The organism is Streptomyces sp. NBC_00631, assembly GCF_045206895.1.
Taxonomy (GTDB): domain Bacteria; phylum Actinomycetota; class Actinomycetes; order Streptomycetales; family Streptomycetaceae; genus Streptomyces.
Window position 1 is genome coordinate 7,390,265 of sequence record NZ_CP107734.1, and the last position, 18,031, is coordinate 7,408,295.

Annotated in this window: 15 protein-coding genes and 4 pseudogenes; 11 read left to right on the forward strand and 8 right to left on the reverse strand. The window is 65.7% G+C overall.

The genetic code is table 11. The features are described 5' to 3' along the window. Nucleotides 1-42 precede the first annotated feature (42 nt). From OHB00_RS34125 to OHB00_RS34140, 4 genes and pseudogenes are all read left to right on the forward strand, one after another. Nucleotides 43-639 (forward strand): annotated as a pseudogene (locus OHB00_RS34125) (tyrosine-type recombinase/integrase); the annotation flags it as partial. Beyond that, nucleotides 636-1,400 (forward strand): hypothetical protein, encoded by a 765-nt coding sequence (locus tag OHB00_RS34130; protein ID WP_406440544.1) that lies wholly within the window; start codon nt 636-638, stop codon nt 1,398-1,400. The pseudogene OHB00_RS34125 and the gene OHB00_RS34130, both read left to right, overlap by 4 nt. Nucleotides 1,401-2,259: 859 nt before the next feature. Next, on the forward strand, nt 2,260-2,736 hold the full coding sequence (locus OHB00_RS34135; protein ID WP_406446115.1) for a DoxX family protein: 477 nt from the start codon (nt 2,260-2,262) through the stop codon (nt 2,734-2,736). Then, complete coding sequence (locus OHB00_RS34140) at nt 2,669-2,854, forward strand: hypothetical protein (RefSeq protein WP_406440546.1); 186 nt, start codon at nt 2,669-2,671, stop codon at nt 2,852-2,854. Before OHB00_RS34135 ends, OHB00_RS34140 begins: the two co-directional genes overlap by 68 nt. A 136-nt stretch (nt 2,855-2,990) precedes the next feature. Here the strand turns inward: OHB00_RS34140 and OHB00_RS34145 are convergent, their stop codons facing one another. Together OHB00_RS34145 and OHB00_RS34150 are read right to left on the reverse strand one after the other, a co-directional pair. Beyond that, a complete protein-coding gene (locus OHB00_RS34145) occupies nt 2,991-3,236 on the reverse strand; it encodes a hypothetical protein (RefSeq protein WP_406440548.1) in 246 nt (81 codons plus the stop codon). Further along, nucleotides 3,229-3,496 (reverse strand): annotated as a pseudogene (locus tag OHB00_RS34150) (hypothetical protein); the annotation flags it as partial. The pseudogene OHB00_RS34150 and the gene OHB00_RS34145, both read right to left, overlap by 8 nt. Nucleotides 3,497-3,549: 53 nt before the next feature. Between OHB00_RS34150 and OHB00_RS34155 the strand changes: the two are divergent. Continuing rightward, nucleotides 3,550-3,714, forward strand: a complete 165-nt coding sequence (locus OHB00_RS34155; RefSeq protein ID WP_406440550.1) for a hypothetical protein — start codon at nt 3,550-3,552, stop codon at nt 3,712-3,714. Between the two features lie 275 nt (nt 3,715-3,989). Here the strand turns inward: OHB00_RS34155 and OHB00_RS34160 are convergent. Then, nucleotides 3,990-4,106: pseudogene (locus OHB00_RS34160) on the reverse strand (IS5/IS1182 family transposase); the annotation flags it as partial. A gap of 810 nt (nt 4,107-4,916) precedes the next feature. Here OHB00_RS34160 and OHB00_RS34165 point away from each other — a divergent pair. From OHB00_RS34165 to OHB00_RS34190, 6 genes are all read left to right on the forward strand, one after another. Further along, a complete protein-coding gene (locus OHB00_RS34165; RefSeq protein ID WP_406440552.1) occupies nt 4,917-5,489 on the forward strand; it encodes a ThiF family adenylyltransferase in 573 nt (190 codons plus the stop codon). A 24-nt stretch (nt 5,490-5,513) separates the two neighbouring features. Continuing rightward, a complete protein-coding gene (locus OHB00_RS34170) occupies nt 5,514-5,798 on the forward strand; it encodes a hypothetical protein (RefSeq protein ID WP_406440554.1) in 285 nt (94 codons plus the stop codon). Continuing rightward, complete coding sequence (locus tag OHB00_RS34175; protein WP_406440556.1) at nt 5,792-6,739, forward strand: hypothetical protein; 948 nt, start codon at nt 5,792-5,794, stop codon at nt 6,737-6,739. The genes OHB00_RS34170 and OHB00_RS34175 overlap by 7 nt, the downstream gene beginning before the upstream one ends. 667 nt (nt 6,740-7,406) lie before the next feature. Continuing rightward, nucleotides 7,407-8,903 (forward strand): lyase family protein, encoded by a 1,497-nt coding sequence (locus OHB00_RS34180; RefSeq protein WP_406440557.1) that lies wholly within the window; start codon nt 7,407-7,409, stop codon nt 8,901-8,903. A gap of 11 nt (nt 8,904-8,914) precedes the next feature. After that, complete coding sequence (locus tag OHB00_RS34185) at nt 8,915-10,345, forward strand: MFS transporter (protein ID WP_406440559.1); 1,431 nt, start codon at nt 8,915-8,917, stop codon at nt 10,343-10,345. 319 nt (nt 10,346-10,664) lie between these two features. Then, nucleotides 10,665-11,378 carry an ArsR/SmtB family transcription factor gene (locus OHB00_RS34190; protein ID WP_406440561.1) on the forward strand — a complete coding sequence of 238 codons (714 nt, stop codon included), beginning with the start codon at nt 10,665-10,667 and terminating at the stop codon, nt 11,376-11,378. A gap of 239 nt (nt 11,379-11,617) precedes the next feature. Here the strand turns inward: OHB00_RS34190 and OHB00_RS34195 are convergent. The 5 genes and pseudogenes from OHB00_RS34195 to OHB00_RS34215 all read right to left on the reverse strand — a co-directional run. After that, a pseudogene (locus tag OHB00_RS34195) lies at nt 11,618-12,034 on the reverse strand (transposase); the annotation flags it as partial. A gap of 309 nt (nt 12,035-12,343) precedes the next feature. Then, nucleotides 12,344-12,634, reverse strand: a complete 291-nt coding sequence (locus tag OHB00_RS34200) for a GIY-YIG nuclease family protein (protein WP_406440563.1) — start codon at nt 12,632-12,634, stop codon at nt 12,344-12,346. A 263-nt stretch (nt 12,635-12,897) separates the two neighbouring features. Then, nucleotides 12,898-13,101, reverse strand: a complete 204-nt coding sequence (locus OHB00_RS34205; RefSeq protein WP_007379522.1) for a cold-shock protein — start codon at nt 13,099-13,101, stop codon at nt 12,898-12,900. 2,166 nt (nt 13,102-15,267) lie between these two features. Then, on the reverse strand, nt 15,268-16,089 hold the full coding sequence (locus OHB00_RS34210; protein WP_406440565.1) for a hypothetical protein: 822 nt from the start codon (nt 16,087-16,089) through the stop codon (nt 15,268-15,270). A gap of 246 nt (nt 16,090-16,335) precedes the next feature. After that, entirely contained in the window at nt 16,336-17,985 is a 1,650-nt protein-coding gene (locus OHB00_RS34215; protein WP_406440566.1) for a CBS domain-containing protein, read from the reverse strand. Between the last annotated feature and the right edge of the window lie 46 nt (nt 17,986-18,031).

The following is an 18,031-nucleotide window of genomic DNA, read 5'->3' on the forward strand; positions in this document are numbered from 1 at the left end:
GCGCACCGGGAGGATGTCGAAAGCCCCGAACGACAGCGCCTTTTCGGGTGCCTGTACTACGCGGCCATGCGACCGGGGGAGGCGCTGGGCCTTCGCCGCTCCGACTGCACGCTTCCGGCATCCGGGTGGAGCCGCATCGAGCTGACGGAGACTCGTCCGACAGCGGGCAAGGCGTGGACGGACTCCGGGGAGGCGCACGATCGGCGAGGGCTCAAGCAACGGGCTCACGGTGAGGTGCGCATCGTTCCGATTCCGCCTCCGCTGGTCCGGCTGCTTCGGGATCACCTGAAGGAGTTCGGTACGGCGAAGGACGGCCGCCTGTCCTCCAGCGAGCGGGGAAACGTGATCGCCGCCTCGTCGTACTCCCGCGCGTGGAAGCAGGCTCGGGAACTGGCGCTCGTCCCCGGTCAGGTCTCCTCGGTGTTGGCCTTCCGGCCGTACGACCTCCGGCACGCGGGTGTGTCCCAGTGGCTCAATTCCGGAGTGCCGGCGCCTGAGGTCGCTGCTCGTGCTGGCCATTCGGTGGACGTCCTTCTGAAGTTCTACGCCAAGTGCATCGACGGCCAGGAGGAGATGAACGACCGGATCATGCAGGGTCTGGGGGAGGGGACGACATCACGGACTGACGCAACTGCATGACCAGCGAAGGGGAGCCTCTGGCCTGTATGGGTCCGAGGCTCCCGTTGTTCGTACGGTTGACAGCCACCAAGGGAGCGCGGTTCCGCGCGCTTCTTGCGTGGCTCAGCTGGCTGCTCGACGATATGGGAGTGGCGGGGTGGAGCGATCTTGTGAGTCAGGCTGTGAGCGCCCTGGTGGGCACCCTGGTCGGTGGTGCGATTACGGTCCTGGTCGCGCGTTGGCAGACAGAGAGGACGATCACCGCTCAGACGGACTTGGCTCTCGCTCAGGAAGCTGCCACTTCCCGACTGGCACGCTCTGAAAGAGAGCGTGAGCGCGCGACAGTTGCGGCAATCCAGCTGCTGGAGAGACTGGCCACCCTGTACGCATGGCTACCCTCCTTGCCAGATGTGTCGGAGGAGATACCCAGGCTGAGCGTGCACGCCCGGGAAGAGTGCCGTGCCGCTCTGCAAGCTCTGCGCCGGGGCATGATGACCGACCTCTTCGCGATAAGTGACACAGAGGTGCGATCCCGATACAGGGCGCTCGTGAAGCTGGTCTATGACGCTGGGTGGCGTGGCAAGGGTCGTGAACATCCCGAGCGGCTCGTGACAGACGTGCGGGGCTACCTGCGTTTCGTGCAGTCCTCGCTTGAGGCCGTCATCGACGGGGCTCCGTTGCCCAGCCATGTAGACCCACCCGTCCTTGAGCGGCCCGAGGCCGATCTTTGGATTCCACCGCAGGCACCGGAGTACTGGGGTGATCCGGCCGGCGGGAGCTGACGGCCAGAGGGGCGGCAACGGGCAGGGTAGACAGAGTCAGGGAGGGCGCTGGCGTGGGGGGATGCCGGAAGAATTCACTCCAAGATCAACACGCTATTACAACGTGATCACTGGCAAACGGCTGCTTCCGACCGCATCCCCCCTGCACAAACAAACAAGACCCCGCACCCAGCAAACGCGCTGGCGGCGGGGTCTTTAGGCACCTCATGCGAAGTGCCCCCGGCAGGATTCGAACCTGCGCACACGGCTCCGGAGTGATTGCGCCGATCACCTCGCACGGCTCTCTGACCCTGCGGCGGAGTCCGCCAGAGGGTGTCAGCGGCGCAGACTGTGTCGGAGGTGTGTCGAGCGCCCACCGCACGAGGACGCGCACTGCCCCTGCTGCGCTCCCTGGCAGGATGGCTACTGCCCTACCAATGGGTTTCATGGCCACGCGATCACGGTGACTCAATGTCACAGCGGTGTCAGCGCTTGAAGGGGTCCTTGGCCCTCTCTTTCGTGCCCCGCATCTTGCCTCGGGCTTCGAGGGCGGCTCCCTTTGCTGCGAGGGTGTCCTTATGCATGGCATGGGCCACCTTTCGCACGGTCTTTCCTGCAACCTGTTCGGCCTTTGCTTTGACTTTCTCTCCGCTACTCATCTCGGTGCCTCCGCACTCACTGGCCGAGTGCCCTTAAACCAGGGAAAAAACCCTGATCAGGAGGTGTCCCACTGTTACACCGCTCCTGCATGAGTGGCAGTAGCGGCACTCTCATGCAAATGCTCTTCCCTGCTGTGCTGCCCCAGCCCCTGTAGGGCCGCTCAGGCCAGGGCGATGAGGTCAAGCCAGGGGCGGGCGGTCAGCTTCCGCGCACGCCCGGCATCGCGGCGGCGATCGGTGTCGTCCTGTACTTCCTGGGCGCCGTGATCACGCACGTCCGCGGAGGCGACACGAAGGGAGTCGGTATCCCGGCCGTCATCATGTTCGTAGCCGCGGTGCCGCTGGTGCTGGGTTCGCGACCGTCTGATCGTGCTCCGCACGCCCCGCTGGCCCACGGAGCAGGCAACGGTCACGACGGCAGTCAGGCGTGGAAGCATCACCACGAGTCGCTCCGTCAGCGGATCTACAGCCCCCAAGATCTCGCGCTCGCACCCCATCCCCAGCAAGGATGTGCGTCCAGCGTTCAAAACGCTGGCTTCCCGTCCCCGTCCCCTCCAGAGCCGGCTACCGCCCTAGCTCTACAGCGGTCCGAGGAGGAGCATGGAAGGCAAGCGACGAAGGAGGCCTGCCATGAAAACCGGCGCCTCGGACACGGACTACGAACCGTGGCTGTACTCTCACACGCCCTCCCAGGCTGAGGGCGAGCGGGACGATCCTGCCGAAGGGGCGGCCATGCACCCAGATGTCCCCAGGACTGAGCCGTCCCAAGCGGAAGGCGAGCAGGTGGACGACACCGGGACGGATGACCGCCGATAAGCCCGAAGCGCGTGCCTTCCTACGCGCGATCGAGCTTGGTGGGCCTTTGTGCGCGGACTGGGGACGACCTCGCCGCATCAGTTTCCGGGAGCCGGAGGTTCAGGTGCAAGGGCCCGTGACCTGCTCAAAAGGCAGGTCACGGGCCCTTGGTATCCCGTGTGGCGGCGCCAGGGTTCGAACCTGGGAAGGCTGAGCCGGCAGATTTACGGTCGGCATCAAGCTCACGTAGGTGATTTCGCTCCTGAACGGACTCCTGATGCAATTGCTGCCGCTCAAGAGCTTCGTCTTTGCGTTTATCGGAACGAGCATTAATGGCGCCGGTCAGATCGACGCCCAGCAGAGCTGAAGCAGCTGCGATGATGGGAGTCAGCAGGTCACCCATGAATAGATCCTCTCTCCGTGGTGGGCGATCTGGGTGAGAATTGGACTGCCGATGTCGGGGCTGCCGCCACCCATAGCTTGTGTTCCGTGGCTTGCTCGGTAAACGCCTGCACATCGGCGCTGCTGCTGGCCACCGCGAGGTTCTGACGGAACTCCGCAGGATAGCTGACGCATCGCGCCGATTTGAGCTGCTCGCCCAGGTCCAGCGCGTCAAGTGCCACCCGGCAAGACCTCCTCGACGTCGCCGGCGCGGAGGTGGGCGCCTTCGTCGCTGCCCTGAGTCTCTAGAGCGCCGGAGAGGCCATCCTCTGGCGATGCGCTCGAATCCTGCGGTGACCTGCTGCGAAGCCATCAAGATCAACACGCCATTACAACGTGATCACTGGCAAACCGCTGCTTCCGGCGGCATCCGCCTGCACAACAACAAGACCCCGCACTCAGCAAACACGCTCCAGGACGTGGCGGTGGACTGTCAATGATGCGGACAACCGCCGGTTTGGCCAACCGGCCATCCCGGCCTATGTTGCGCTACCCGAAGCGGCGAGCGCAGGAGAATCATGATCTTGTGGGCTCGTTGGTTCAGAGCGTGCGTCGTTTACGGATGGGCAGGATGCTCAGGGCCATGACGGTGCGCAAGGATGCAGAGACCGACAGCCGTCGCCCCAGCCCGTAGGTCGCACGCTCTCAGGACGCGCCGGCCGAACCCGTTTGGAGGTCGACCGCTACGGTGCCGCGGTCCGCTTTGGACATCGTCTCATTTGGCGTGTCTGCGGTAGCAGATGAGGCTGCAGGCGATGGCGGTGAAGGCCAGGAAGTGCTCGGCCTTGCGTTCGTAGCGGCGGTGCAAACGGCGGCAGCCGCCCAGCCAGGACGTTGGGTCGGCCGCGCGGTGAGGGGTCTGCCGTGGCAGGTCCTTTTCCGCGCGGCCTCCCGCCGAACCGGACGTGACGGTTTCCTGCATTTCGCATACCTCCCGGGTCTGGTGTGTTCGAGTCACCTGGCCCCCTTCGCCCGATGCGGACGGCTTTCCCGTCCTCCCCGGCCGGTCGTGACTCCGGCGACTACTACGGGGCCTCCGTCGCCATAGGACTCGCGTCCCGTAGGCGATCCCACGTTCGTCTCTGTCTGTACGTTCTAGCGCGAGTTAGGCGTCCCACTCATCTCCTTGAATGCCCTCGCTGGGCATCGCTCCGCACCCCGGAGGTGCACGGGGGCACGATCGAACCCCGTGCAGGGTGCGGCGCCGATTTCAGATGTCTTTCCGGCGGATGAGAACTTGCATCTGCTGGAGATAGGGCTTCAAACAATCCAGTCTTCGCCATATCGAGCGGGCCTCCCAGCACACCGTCTCCGACAACTGAGCCCCGGTCACTGGTTTCCTGACATGCTGTTGTCCCCTTCACCTTTCGGATCCAGGTAAGCCATCAGGCCCAAGAACCTCCCTCCGAGTTCCTCCCGGCTGAACCGGGGATACAAACAGAGCGCCTCGTGGCGCACATCGTGCGCTCGATCGTCCAGCGGTGGCGGCCCAGCCGGGTGAAGGGTGAAGGCGGCAGTTCTCTCGTGACACTTCGGGCCGCGTCGAAGCCGCCGGCTCCTAGCATGAAGAACGTTCCGGGGAGCGCGGCACCTCCGCCGTGAGGTGCCCCCCTCGACGCCCTGAGAGAACCGGAGGGATGCCATGGCAGACCGCCAACGCCTGGTCGCCGAACGGACTGACGAGAACTACTACTGGGAGCGGGTCAAGCGGAACCTCGGCTGGCTCGGCGACACCGAGGAGGAGCAGCGCGAGCGGCAGCTCAAGCTTCGCGAAGCGACGATCGGTGTGGCTGGCGTGGGTGGCATCGGAGGTGCCACCGCCGAACGGCTCGTCCGCATGGGCGTGCAGAACCTGAAGGTGGCGGACCCGGACACCTTCGAAGTGTCCAACATCAACAGGCAGTTCGGGGCGACGATCGGCAACGTCGGCCGCAACAAGGCCGAGGCCGTCGCCGAGCTCGTCTACGACACCACACGCGACGTGAACATCGACGTCTTCCCCGAGGGCATCTGCGAGGAGACCGTCGACGAGTTCTTCGAGGGGTGCGACTACGTACTCGACAAGATCGAGCTGTACGAGATCGACGCCCGCTACACCCTCCACCAGGCATTCCGGCGTTCCGAGCAGTGCCGGTTCATGATGCTGACGCCGGTCTTCGGGCATCGCACGTTCTTCTTCAAGTGGACGAAGGACTCGATGACCGCCGAGGACTAGTTCGGTGTACCGCAGCACGAGCCGATGAACGAGAAGAACGCACGTCAGCTCATCAGCCGCTTCATACCGGAGATGCCCGACTACCCGAGCCGGGAGACACTCGACGAGTGGTTCGTCCACCGTCAGGAATGCCCGATCTTCGCCGGCACACCGCCACTGGCCCAGGGCATGCTCGCCTCCCGGCTCGGCCAGGCGATCACCGGCCTGGACCGGTTGCCGGGCGCTGTACCACTGCCCGTCGCCCCGGGCTACTCCATGATCGACACGCAGAAGTGGACCATGAAGACGGTGGAGGGCGAGTGGTGGTGAAGACACTGGCCTCCGGCCCGCGTCACGCGGCAAGTCTGGCCGAGTGGACGGAGGCCGACTACGAGGCCCTGTTCGACCGTGCGGCATGGCTGGAGTCACAGCCCCGGGACGTCGTCTCACGGATGGCGCCCGGACTGCTGGTGGGCACCGCGTTCTACCAGAACAGCACCCGCACCCGGCTCAGTTTCGAGGCCGCCGCGCATCGGATCGGCGGCTCCGCCATCGGCTTCGCCGATGTCACGACCACCCGGGCCGGAGATTTCTACCGGGAGACCCTCGACGACACCGTACGGGTGCTCGGCTCCTACGTCGACGTGCTGGTCCTGCGGCACACCGACGACGACGCCGCCCAACAAGCGGCCCAGGTCAGTCCGGTGCCGGTGATCAGTGCCGGCACGGGCGACCGGGAGCACCCCACGCAGGTGATGCTGGATCTGTGGACCATCCGGCAGCAGTTGGGCACACTCCGCGGCGCGGCCGTCGGCTACCTCGGTGATCCGGGCTGCCGTGTCGCCCGCTCCCTGGTGTACGCGCTGAGCGCCTTCGGCGCCGCGGGGCTGGTCTTCCTCGCACCCGATGGCGCGACGCTGCCGGAGGACGTGGCGGACCTCATCGACGAGAGCGGCCTGTCCCGGCGTCACGTGGAGACCAGCGAGGAACTGTTGCGGGTCTCCGACGCGGTGTGCGCGATCCCGTTCGAGCTGTCCGACTTCCATCAAGGCGCGGTACGCGACCACGGCCGCGGCGAGGCACTCGACGAGCGGTTCGTCCTCAGTCCCCGGTTACTGCGCACCGTAGGGGCGGGTGTACCGGTCACCCATACAGGTCCGCGTGGGCCCGAACTGCCTCCGGAAACAGATGAGTTGGCCAACACGCACTACTTCGAGGGAGTCGGCCGGGGTGTGACGCTGCGCGCCGCCCTGCTGTCCGAGTTGGCCTGAGGCGTCACCGAGCGGCTCGGGACGCGGACCCGCTCCGCATCCCGAGCCGCCTCCCTCCCGTAGCACTACCGCCCCTGGCCGGGGCTGCTGCGGTCAATGGATACGGCGCCAGTGTCACCGCCGATCCGGACGTCGGCCGGTTCGCGCGCGCTCCACACTGAGAGGGAAGCCGCGGCAGACCGATGCCCCGACCGAGACACGCCCGCCGGACGGCGATGTCCGCCGAGCCGCCGACGCACCGGCTGTGCGAGCAGGGGGACCCCAGAGCACGCACCGAACGCCGCTCCTTCTCCCATGGGGATCCACCCGCATGGCCCTGGACACCCGGGCCGCCGTGCCATGTGGTGGACACCTGAGGCCGCACGCCGCCCGGGCCCGACCGACGTCAACTCGGTCACCTTGAAACACTCCGCTGCCATCGCGCGGGCAGCGCTGTGGGCGGCCGCCGCACGGCCGTCCTCTCTCTGGCCCGCCGTCGTTGCGTCCGGGGCAGCGATCAGGTCCTCCGCCATGTGATCCCACAGCCGGGGCCGCCGCGTCTCCGACCGCCGCGACCGGATCACCCGCCGTCCCCCTCCGATGAACCGCGCCGCACCCGACGACCCACCGTGCCTGCCCGATTCCGCCTGATCACGGCCGTTTCCGCCCGACCTGAAGGGACGAATCCATGACCACCCCCGCCCAGTCCAACCTGTTCGAGCCATTCTCGGACGAGCCGTTCCTCTCCGTGACCCGTGGCCCCGGCGGTGACGTCGGCCTGCTGGGCACGGTCCGTGCCGGGAGCGCCGTCGAGTCGGCCGTCAGCGACGAGGCATGGTTGCGCGCGCTGCTCGACGTGGAGGCCGCACTCGCCCACGCCCAGGCGGAGACCGGGCTGATACCGAAGGACGCGGCGCGGACGATCGCGGCTGTGGCCCGGGACGGCGGCTTCGACCCGGTGGCGCTCGCGCACCGGGCCCGAGAGACAGCCGACCCGGTGGTGGCGCTGGTGGCCGAGCTGATCGACCGGGTGGCCGAAACCGATCCGGTCGCCGCCGACCACGTGCACCGAGGCAGTACCGGTCAGGACATCCTCGACTCGGCCGCGATGCTGGTCACCGCCCGCGCCCTCGATCTGCTCGTGCGTGACCTGGACCGTGTGGTGGACGCCCTCGCGGTGCTCGCCCGTCGGCACCGCGGCACCCCGATGGCTGCCCGAACCCTTGCTCAGCACGCGGTACCCACCACGTTCGGGCTGAAGGCGGCCGGCTGGGCATGGGCGGTGCACGAGGCGACCGAAGAAGTGGCCCGGGTGCGGGCCACGCTTCCCGTCCAGTTCGGCGGTGCGGCCGGCACCCTCGCCGGTTACCAGGACTTCGCCGTCCTGGAGGGCCTGGCCCGGGACGGCGACGACCCGGCCACCGTGTTCCGGCTCGGCGCCGCGTTCGCCGACCGCCTGGGACTCGCCGCTCCAGCACTGCCCTGGCACACGGCGCGTGGCCCCCTGGTACGCCTCGGTGCGGCGCTGACCGAAGTGACAGGCGTACTCGGGAAGTTCGGCCTCGACTGCCGCAACATGGCCGCCACCGAGGTGACCCTGCCCGCCGAACCGGGACCGGCCGGGCGCGGCGCCTCCTCGGCGACGCCACAGGAAAACAACCCGGTACTCGGCTCGTTACTGGTGTCCGCCGCCCTCCAGGCGCCCCAGCAGGCGGCGGTGCTCGGGCAGTGCATGCTCGCCGCGGACGAGCGGCCCGGCGGTGCCTGGCACGCCGAGTGGCAGCCCCTGCGGGAACTGCTCCGGCTGACCGGCGGCGCCGCAACCGCTGCGGAACTCGCCGAGGGACTGCGGCCCGATCCGGAGCGGATGGCAGGCAACCTGGATCTCACCCACGGCCGAGTGCTGGCCGAACGTCTCACCGCGCACCTGACCGCCACCCTCGGCAGGACCGCCGCGCAACGCTGCGGCACACGGGTCGCCGCCGACGCCCAGGTCCGCGGCCTCACGCTCGCGGCTGCGGCGGCCGACGACGAGGAGGCCGCGACGGTACTGACCCCCGGGGAACTGGACCTGCTGTCCGACGCGGCACGCGGCACCGGACTGGCTCCCGCACTGACCGACAGGGTGCTCGTCCGCCTCGACGCGCGGGGACACTTCGCTCCGCAACGAAACATTCCGGGGTGACTATGGAAACCATGAAGACAACGCCCTCCGCAACCGACCAGGGCCATCGGGGTCGTGCCTCGGCGACGGCCGGCTCGCGGCGCACCATCGTGCTGCTCGTGATGTGCGTCGGCATGTTTCTCGTGCAGCTCGACGTGACCGTCGTCAACGTGGCCCTCCCGAGCATCGGCCGCGACCTGGGCGGCGGTCTGTCGGGACTCCAATGGGTGGTCGACGCCTACAGCGTGACGCTGGCCGCGTTCCTGTTGACCGGCGGCGCCCTGGGGGACCGGTGGGGACACCGGAGTGTGGTCGTCGTAGGGCTCGGGCTGTTCGGGCTGGCGTCCTTGCTGTGCGCGTCGGCTCCCGCCGCCGACGTTCTCATCGGCGCTCGTGCGCTCCAGGGCGTCGGCGCGGCGCTGCTGCTGCCCGGCACCCTCGCGGTCGTCCAACGCACCTTCCCCGACCGAGCCGAACAGGCCCGCGCCCTCGGCATCTGGGCCGGGGTGTCGGCCCTGGCGCTGCCGGCCGGGCCGTTGCTCGGCGGGTTCCTGGTGGCCTCCACCGGCTGGCGCGCCGTCTTCTGGCTGAACGTCCCGCTGGTGGTGGTTGCGGCCCTGGTCACTGTGCGGCTCGTGCCGGGCGGCGACGGCACGACGGAGCACCGGATGGACCTGCCCGGAGCCGCGCTCGCCGCGGCGGCCCTCGGAGGCATCGTGTACTGCGCGGTGGCGGCGGGAGGCGACACCTCGACCATGACCGTCGCCGTGGAGGCGTTGCTCGCGGTGGCGCTGCTGGCCGGGTTCATCTGGCGGGAACGGGTCGCGGCGGCGCCGATGGTGCCGCTGGAGCTGTTCCGTCGCCGGGCGTTCTCCGGTGCCAACGCGGTGGCCGCCGCGATGAACTTTACCGGCATCGGCGCGGTGTTCGTGGTGACCCTGTACCTCCAAGGGGTGCAGCACCGTGGTGCCTTCCAGGCCGGCCTCATGATGTTGCCGCTTTTCGTACCGCTTGCGGCCGGCGCGCCCCTCACCGGACGCCTGGTCGCCCGCTTCGGGCCGCGCCCACCGATGCTCGCCGGGCTGCTGCTGGGCGTGGCGGGCGCGCTTTCCCTGCTCGCGGTGGCCCCGGACAGCGGCTACCTGGTCCTGGTTCCGGTCCTCGTCGGCCTGGGCGCCGGCATGGGGCTGCTCACCGCCGCGGTCGTGGCAGCGGCGCTGCGGGCCGGTCCCGCCGACCGGCCGGGCCTGTCCTCCGGGGTCAACAACACCGCCCGGCAAGCCGCCGGTGCACTGGGGATCGCGGTGCTCGGCTCGTTGGTCGGCGACCCGGCCGCGCACGCAGACTTCCTCACAGGACTCCACCATGTGGGGCTGCTCTGCGCCCTGCTGTGGGCGGCAGCCGCACTGCTGACTGTTCTGACCGTCCCCAGGCAGGGAGTGGAGGACACCTCGGCCCACTGACCCGGCGGCGCCCACGCCCCCGACGCCGCTCTGCTCCGCCGCTCCCGCGCCCTCGTACCGCCGGGACGGCGTCGGGGTGCTCCCTGTTCACGGGGGAGCGCCGCCCGCGGGCAGGAAGGTTCGGTGCGGACCGAAGGAGCGATGGACCGCAAATGCCGGCCCAAGTCCTCCCCAACAATCGGAAACCCCGTCGGCCGGTAGGTGTACATCCCACCGAGTGCGGTAGGCGCCTCCAGACGGAGTAAGTAACACCTGGATGTGCGAACGGTTTCCGGGCGGTTTCCGCCCTCCGTTCACGGGAGAACCAAGGAGTCGAGCCGTGCGAGATTTAGCCGGTGAGGCCAACTTCGTGGATCCGGCCGCCTTGATGGGTGACCCGACCAGAGCCCGGATCCTGTTGTCCCTCCTGGACCGGCAGTCATTGGCGATGTCCGAGCTGGCGGCGGAGGCAGGGGTCGCCCAGTCCACGATGAGTGCTCACCTGGCCCGGCTCGTCGACGGGGATCTGCTCACCGTCCGCAGCGAAGGACGGCATCGCTTCTACAGCCTCGCCTCCGCCGACGTGGCCAGCGCCCTGGAGTGCCTGGCCCGGCTGTCACCGCCCTTCCAGCCGAACTCGCTTCGTTCGTACCGCCGTTCATGTTCCTTGAAGGCCGCCCGCACGTGCTACGACCACGCAGCGGGAGACCTGGGCGTCACGGTCATGCAGGGGTTGCTGGACCGGGGGGCGATCACCCGGACGGGCAAGGGGCCCACGGCGTACCGGATCACCTCGGCCGGCCGGGACATGCTCGGTGCCATCAAGGTCAACGACATCGACGGATCGCCGGCCGTGGTACGCCACTGCATCGACTGGACGAGCGACAAGCACCACCTCGCAGGCCGCGTCGGAGCGGCCATCCTGTCCGCGTTCCTGGCCAGGGAATGGGTGACCCAAGAACGCGACAGCCGGATCCTGGTGGTCGGAAACGAGGGCAAACGCAACATCGCCCGCTGGCTGGGGGTGGCGCCGGAAAGGCTGGCCTGCTCATGAGCACGGCGGCTCCGGGCAAGGCCGGCAACAGGTCGATGCGAGTCCTCAAACACCCGTCGACAGCTGACCGGACGTACGGACGCCCGCATCCAGCGATCGCCTGGTCCACCTCTGCCACCGGATACACCCGCGCAAGCAGTCCCACACTCATCGCATCACGAGCCCCCAACACCGCACACTCCTTGCTCCTGATGAACTGTCACTTCGGAGCCAAGAGCACCTTAAACTAACGGTATTGGTTCAAGATCGAATCTGCGGAGGAACGCCTGCCAGCGCAGATCGACCTCTGCGCCGGTCATTCCGGTGCGCGAGGACCACAGCCACACCGGTTTCGGGTCGCGGTCGCCGGGCAGGTGCTCGACCTTCAGCCGGATCAACGTGCCGTGGATCAAAGGGAGTTCACCGCAGTGGTCGAGCCAGGAGCCACGGGCCTGCAATCGCGGGTGCATCCGGTCCCAGGCGAGGGCTTCGGCCGTGCCGTAGCGGGTGGTGTCGCAGGTGGTGGCCTGGTCGGGGGTGTGCCAGGACTCCGGCTTGGAGAAGGTGAGGACGCCGCCGTGCTTGCGGGGCTGCCCGCCGCGAGGGGTGGAGCGACGCGGTCCGGCATCCCGGAGCATGACCCGGTCCGAGCGCAACCGGCCGACCAGTTCGACGGGCCGGATGATGACCCCACGCGATCCCAATGGGTGTTCGTCCAGGGCGCGTTGATACGTGCTATGTACGCGGCGGGCCTGTTTACGGCAGATCGGGCACCGGCCTGGCAGGGCCGTCGACACCGCCTCCACCACCAGGACGCCGGAGGAGTCGCTCACCCCCTCCACTCGCACATCGATCCCAGGAAACAGCACATCCTCAACCGTCTTGCTCGCCACGGCAGGAAGTGCGCTGCCGAAACGATCCCGCGTTCTGGCCGCTGACCTTGGGATTCACGGAACTGCGGACAGAGCCAATTTCAAAGAGCGTCATCAGGGCATGAGGAGACCGGCCAGGGTCCGGCGCAGGGTGGACCGTCCGGATTCCCTCAGATGGTTCGAGACGATGCGGGACCGCAGGCGGCCGGCCTTGCCCAGGTAAAGCAGCCGCCGTCCGGCATCGCCGGTATTGATCGGTCCGGGGAAGGGGGCCAGGATCTCGGGCGGCGCCCACCAGGCGTACACCCCTGCGGTCGTGGGCAGGGCGCCAGCGGCGCGGCCGAGGGGTTGGGGTGCGGAGAGCAGATCGGCCGTGGCCCGCTGAACGGTCGCGTCATCGAGCATGGGCGCACCGTAGGCGCGAGGGAGCGGAGCTGTCACCGCCTGGGGCATCACCCCGCAGCTTGATCAGGCCGGCGGCTCAGGGGGCGTTCCCACTGGTGCGGGTACCAGGTGTGGTGCTCGCATCTGCAGTTTCAGCCTGCCTGAGCCGCACTCGGCGAGGGCCCAGGCTCGGGCCGAGGGTACTGGTCTGTTGTCCGGATTCGGCGGGCGGCAAGGCCCGCCGTCCTCAAGTCGGTACGCCGGGCCGTGTCGCAGCGGCGGGATCAGGCGGGGCGGATGTTCTCCGCCTGCGGGCCCTTCTGGCCCTGGGTGACGTCGAACTCGACCTTCTGGCCTTCCTGCAGCTCGCGGAAGCCCTGGGCGGCGATGTTGGAGTAGTGGGCGAAGACGTCGGGGCCGCCGCCCTCCTGCTCGATGAAGCCGAAGCCCTTCTCGCTGTTGAACCACTTGACAGTGCCCTTGGCCATGACCGTCTCCTTCGAGGGAAACCGGGCCCGCGCCCTGCGTGCCCAGGAGGTGATCGCCCTGGTCCGGAGAGGCGTTGAAACGCAAGAACGCCCGTGATGGCGATCACGGGCGAACGGGACTTCGGAACCACGACTGCTGGATCTCGACGCTACACCCGCAGGGTGGCAGCCGCTACAACCCGCTGTCCTACCGGCTGGCGTTACTGAGCCAAGTCGCCAGCAACTGGACCGCCGGCGAGCTGCAGTCGGCCATCTTGCCCGTCCCTTACGCCGAAGCCGCTGTGGATCACTCGGTCTGCCTTCGGAACGCCTCTCTTCGGCCAACGTGCCTACCTCGATGGCGCGTCAGTCAGCCATAGCCCGGCGAGTCGGAGCGGTCGTTCCGCCGAGGCGAACGGTTGCGTCCTGTGAAGTGCTGGCCAAGTGTTGAGACCAAGGAGCAACGACCCCCGAGACCGCTTGCACATCTGTGTGTCGTCAGTCACATCGCAGCAGGTCACACACGGTATGCCTGGGGTATCGGCATTAGGGCTCCCATAACGCAACACGGTCGGTATTTATTGGTGAACGAGACCGTCGAGCCTCCAGCCGCGAGGCTTTGACCTGCGCAGATGTGATGGAACGAGAGGTTATCCACAGGGTGTGGAGCTGTGCGTGCGTCGAAAAGAGCAGCGGTCAAAAGACCGTGTGCGTTTTGGCATGAACGAGAAAACTCCCGACCTGTATTTCTGCAGGTCAGGAGTTTAATCCGGAGTGCCCCCGGCAGGATTCGAACCTGCGCACACGGCTCCGGAGGCCCTTTCAGCCCGGATAGAATGCGCAGGTCAGGGCGCTTCGGCGAGCTAGCCGTGCGCATCTGGTCCGCAGATGGTCCACGGGCAGCCTACGGATGCAGCTGTGGGCCCGATTGCCCCTCGTCTGTCCCCTTGCCTTCGCGAGGTTCGTGGCTGTCGTTCCAACCGTCGGTGGCGGACAGGGTTCTTGCTTGGACCCGCACCGAGACGGGCCTCACGTCCCGCTGCGATGACAGACGCTGGATCGACCTGTATCGTAGGCATCGATCCGCGGGGTTGACACCCACCGGAGGGGTTGAATCGGTGCGCACTGACTCAACCCAGCTTCGTAAGGTGCTGGCAGTGTCTAGATGGCGCAATTATAGCGATCGAGCCCCGAAGGGAAATCCTTTGGTAGCGGTCCATCGGTGCCACTGCTTTTGAACCTACGCAAGTGTAAGAGCTCGATACAAAAAAATACTCAAAAATGCCTCGCAGCTTAGCGAGGCATTTTTTTTATTTCCCTGACTTCCTTGGCCAGACCTTGCGGGCTGATGAATTTCCCTGGCCGGCCCGAACATATCCGTCAGGGTATACGTTGCAGTAGCATGACGCATTTTTGAACTCCCAAACCTCATGCGTCGTCATTAGGTGCTTCTCCCCCTTCTTCCTGCATACGTCCCAGTGAAATCCCTTCGGGAGTACTTGCCCAGCGATTACGAGAGTGTCTCCACCATGCAGAGCTTTGGCGCGTGACCATTCACGTCGTCCCGAGTCCAATCGGCAAGTATTTCCCCCATGCGTATCCCGAAACATCTTCTGGCTGCTTGGAGTTTCCAGTGAATCCCACTCGTTAGCATGGTCAAAAACGTGAAGTGGGAGTATGCGTGGGTCGGCGACGTCAAAGCTCTCGATCGATGAAAATAGATCCTTGAAAGGAGTGGCAAAATGGGAGGCGTCTGCTGGAGTTCTGAAGAGCTGAAAAGGCGCCTTATATCTGACGAATGCCTCGAGGCTAAGAAGCTGTCTCCGTCTCACCGGAAGGCTACTGGGATCTCGGCGCACGAAAGCACCGGAGGTAGCTGCGACGATTACGTTACTTCTATGAAGCTTTTCGTAGAGTTCTTTTGCGTCTTCAAGCCTCAACAACTCGAAAGGCCTTCCAGCCGTATCGCCTCCGGCAACCTTCACAGGCTCTAGGCGGCGAACGTAGGACTTGATCGACTGACTACTGGCCTTCTCCTCGATGATTCTTCGAATGTTCCGTTGGTCAGTGTTTTCCTTACTCGGGACAAATATCCTGACTTCGAAGACGTCCCCATGACTTCCTGCGGAATGCTGGGCCACTCTTCCCCCTCCCGAACCAGCGTCGCCTGGTTCGAAGCCCAAATGTTCAGTGTCCGACGGCGCGCAATACTGCGGTAGGCGGGAGCTTAAGACTCCGCAACTCCTCCTCGGTCATCGCGCGAACACATCGCAGGATCAGCTCGCGAAGCTGTGCCGCTTCGGAGGACACCACACGGCGTGGCTGCGGACGTTGTTGTACCAGATCAATGGGGAGTGGCAGCCCTTGGTCTCGGAACCAGCCCGCAAGCCTAGTGATGACATGATGCTTGAGCTCATCGTTCCAGGCGGCACGAGCTGCGGCCGGCAGCTCCATTGTTGGGAGGAAATCCGAATGCCAGCGCCTGATCTGCATGACCTCCTCGTCGTCATCTTGCAGCCTCGCGATAAAATTAGTTGCGAAGTCCCCTCGCCAACCCCTCATCTCGTCTCGTGAGATGGTAGGGATCTGGGGAAGATTCTCCGCATCATTTTCAATGGCATCGCCTGTAACTACTTCGGATCCGTTCCAGTGATATGAATTCCCGGACTGATAGTCCACTGCAGCGGCCCACAGGTCTGGACGGATTCGCCTCCCCGCGACGGTGGCCTCGCTGACGACGGTGCTTGAAACATCGCCGACAAGAATTACCTTAGGAGGCGTTGACGACTCATCCAAGGCGATGAGGTCAGGGTATTGCCGAACGAAAGCCGTGAAATTAAGGGCCCCGTAGTCTTCCTCCTTGAATGCCCGCTCAGTCAAGTTCAGTAGTCGGTTTTTTAGAACGGCGGTAGTCATCTCAGACCAATTGCTTCGGCCGCTTTGCTTCGCCGCTTCGAAGGCTCTCAGGATGAGTCGTCGGCCTTCGCTTGAAGTCACGGGATCTGCCATGTTTTCTTGCCGCATTGCGAGGTCTCTATCCCCTTTGTGATGCTGCGTTGTGTCTTGCTTAGGTCGCTAACCCAAGAGTCGACTCTACACCTGTCGACTGATGGGGTGTCAGTCGGGCAGCCTAGTCGTCCGCGGCCCCTGGTCGGCCTTCGACCACCTCTCCGAGGCCCTTGTGATTTATGTATCCCGGCTGGTCAGGGAGTCAGGGCTTTCTGTCGAGATCGCCGTCCGCGTATAGTCCGCGGCTTACTCCGTAGGGTCACGGTCCACTATCTTGAGTAGCTTGAGCAGCTGCTTCGCTTGTTCGAGCTGTTTCGAGTCTTGCTCCGGGGCGTCGACGTCCCAGTGGGCCAGTTGGTTTCGATACCTGGCGACGGCTTGGAGGCGCTCAACAATGTCAGCGCGATCATAAGGCCAGGCGAGTTTGGTCCAGCGTTGCTCGTCATTCACCAGGAAACGGTAATTGCCGAGAGTCAAGTCCTTGGCGGAGTGGATTCTTTGCGCTTTAGAATTGTCCTTGAAGCATGAACGCAGATCATCGACAGACAGACAGCCGACTGCGCGGCGCAGGCGCCGTTCCACCTCCTCCAGCACGGTAAAAGGTTGGATACGAGCTTGGAGCTCGCCAGCGAGGTCCACTGCCGTGAGGATGCCAGTCACAACATTCTCCGCATCGACCACAATGACGAAACCGTGGCGCTGTATGTCACGGATCCGAGCGAAGAGCTCCTCTTCTTCCCGTGCGGTTGGCGGATACTGCAGGGCTCGTGCGTCGGCGATGGTGTCCTGTCTGCGGCCGAGCTTGGCGCGAGCGATGCTCTCCCACGTCACCACCCCGACTAGGCGACGGTGCCGATCGACGATCGGCAGCTGGGAGAAGTCGTTCTCCACCATGTGCATGACCGCACGCCCAAGGGACTCTTCCAGAGTGACGGACACCACGTCCGTAGCCAAGGGAAGATTGCCAATTCGCCAGGTGAAGTCTTTCGCTGGTGATTCGTCCTCGGCTGAAGCAGCTGGCGTGCCGCTTTTCTCCTGCGCTCTTGGACCTGCCACGCCTTGGGCGGGCTCAGCGGTGTCGAGAGTGGAGACGGTCACGAGACTGCTCAGGTGCCCTGCGGTGAAATGGGGATCTACAGACAAGCCCAGGGTGCGCAGGGCGTGCTCGACGTCTTCGATCGCGTCGGTCGTCCTTCGGGACCATCCCCATAGGCCTATGAGGTCACGTGCCGTCAGCTGACGCGTACCGGCTTCGTCGACTTCCTGTTTGAGAGTGGCTGGATCGGCAGGTGGCTGGATGTATCCGGCATAGCCTGGGTCGCTACCGGTTGCCGCTAGGGCTTCGACACGTTCCACGGCATTGCGGCGGCTTAGCTCGCTGATGGTCAGCAACGAACCCATGCTGTCACGCAGGTCCCCGGCGACAGCTGCGCGAGCGACATCGACATCGAGCCACTTCACCGGGCGCACGTGACGGTAGCCGGGCGGTGAATCGCTGCGGTACTCATAGGCGTCTAGGATGCGCCCGATCGCGATGACGCTCTGATACTTCCTGGGCATCACCACCAAGTCCCCGGCTTCCATGATCTTGCAGAACCGCCAGAGCTGGTGGGCCCAGTTGTTAACGGTGTGAACTCCTTCAGACGGATAGAAGCTGCGGAGTGCCTCGCGGAATTCTTCCGCCGTCTGGTAGTCGGACAAATCACCTGTGACTTCTTCCCAGCCAGCGATCACCAGGTCCTCGTTGAGCGCGGTCTCCTCGCGCTGCCCGAACCGGCCGCCGCGTACAGTCCACGCACGTGTCACAGGTTCCCCCTCGCCCCACCGCTCCATGCCGCACATGACCCTGAGCAGATCCGCGTCCAAATTTAGCGGGCTGGGGACCTGCTGAGCCACACATGCACCAAGTCAGGCTTGACCATCAGCGGTGCCGATGAGGGCC

Excerpts from the sequence above, each read along its gene's own strand:
- OHB00_RS34205 (WP_007379522.1), bottom strand. The coding sequence starts at position 13,101 with ATGGCCAAGGGCACTGTCAAGTGGTTCAACAGCGAGAAGGGCTTCGGC.
- OHB00_RS34165 (WP_406440552.1), top strand. The coding sequence starts at position 4,917 with ATGGCAGACCGCCAACGCCTGGTCGCCGAACGGACTGACGAGAACTAC.
- OHB00_RS34130 (WP_406440544.1), top strand. The coding sequence starts at position 636 with ATGACCAGCGAAGGGGAGCCTCTGGCCTGTATGGGTCCGAGGCTCCCG.
- OHB00_RS34140 (WP_406440546.1), top strand. The coding sequence starts at position 2,669 with ATGAAAACCGGCGCCTCGGACACGGACTACGAACCGTGGCTGTACTCT.
- OHB00_RS34180 (WP_406440557.1), top strand. The coding sequence starts at position 7,407 with ATGACCACCCCCGCCCAGTCCAACCTGTTCGAGCCATTCTCGGACGAG.
- OHB00_RS34210 (WP_406440565.1), bottom strand. The coding sequence starts at position 16,089 with ATGGCAGATCCCGTGACTTCAAGCGAAGGCCGACGACTCATCCTGAGA.
- OHB00_RS34185 (WP_406440559.1), top strand. The coding sequence starts at position 8,915 with ATGAAGACAACGCCCTCCGCAACCGACCAGGGCCATCGGGGTCGTGCC.
- OHB00_RS34145 (WP_406440548.1), bottom strand. The coding sequence starts at position 3,236 with ATGGGTGACCTGCTGACTCCCATCATCGCAGCTGCTTCAGCTCTGCTG.
- OHB00_RS34200 (WP_406440563.1), bottom strand. The coding sequence starts at position 12,634 with ATGCTCGATGACGCGACCGTTCAGCGGGCCACGGCCGATCTGCTCTCC.
- OHB00_RS34155 (WP_406440550.1), top strand. The coding sequence starts at position 3,550 with ATGCGCTCGAATCCTGCGGTGACCTGCTGCGAAGCCATCAAGATCAAC.
- OHB00_RS34170 (WP_406440554.1), top strand. The coding sequence starts at position 5,514 with ATGAACGAGAAGAACGCACGTCAGCTCATCAGCCGCTTCATACCGGAG.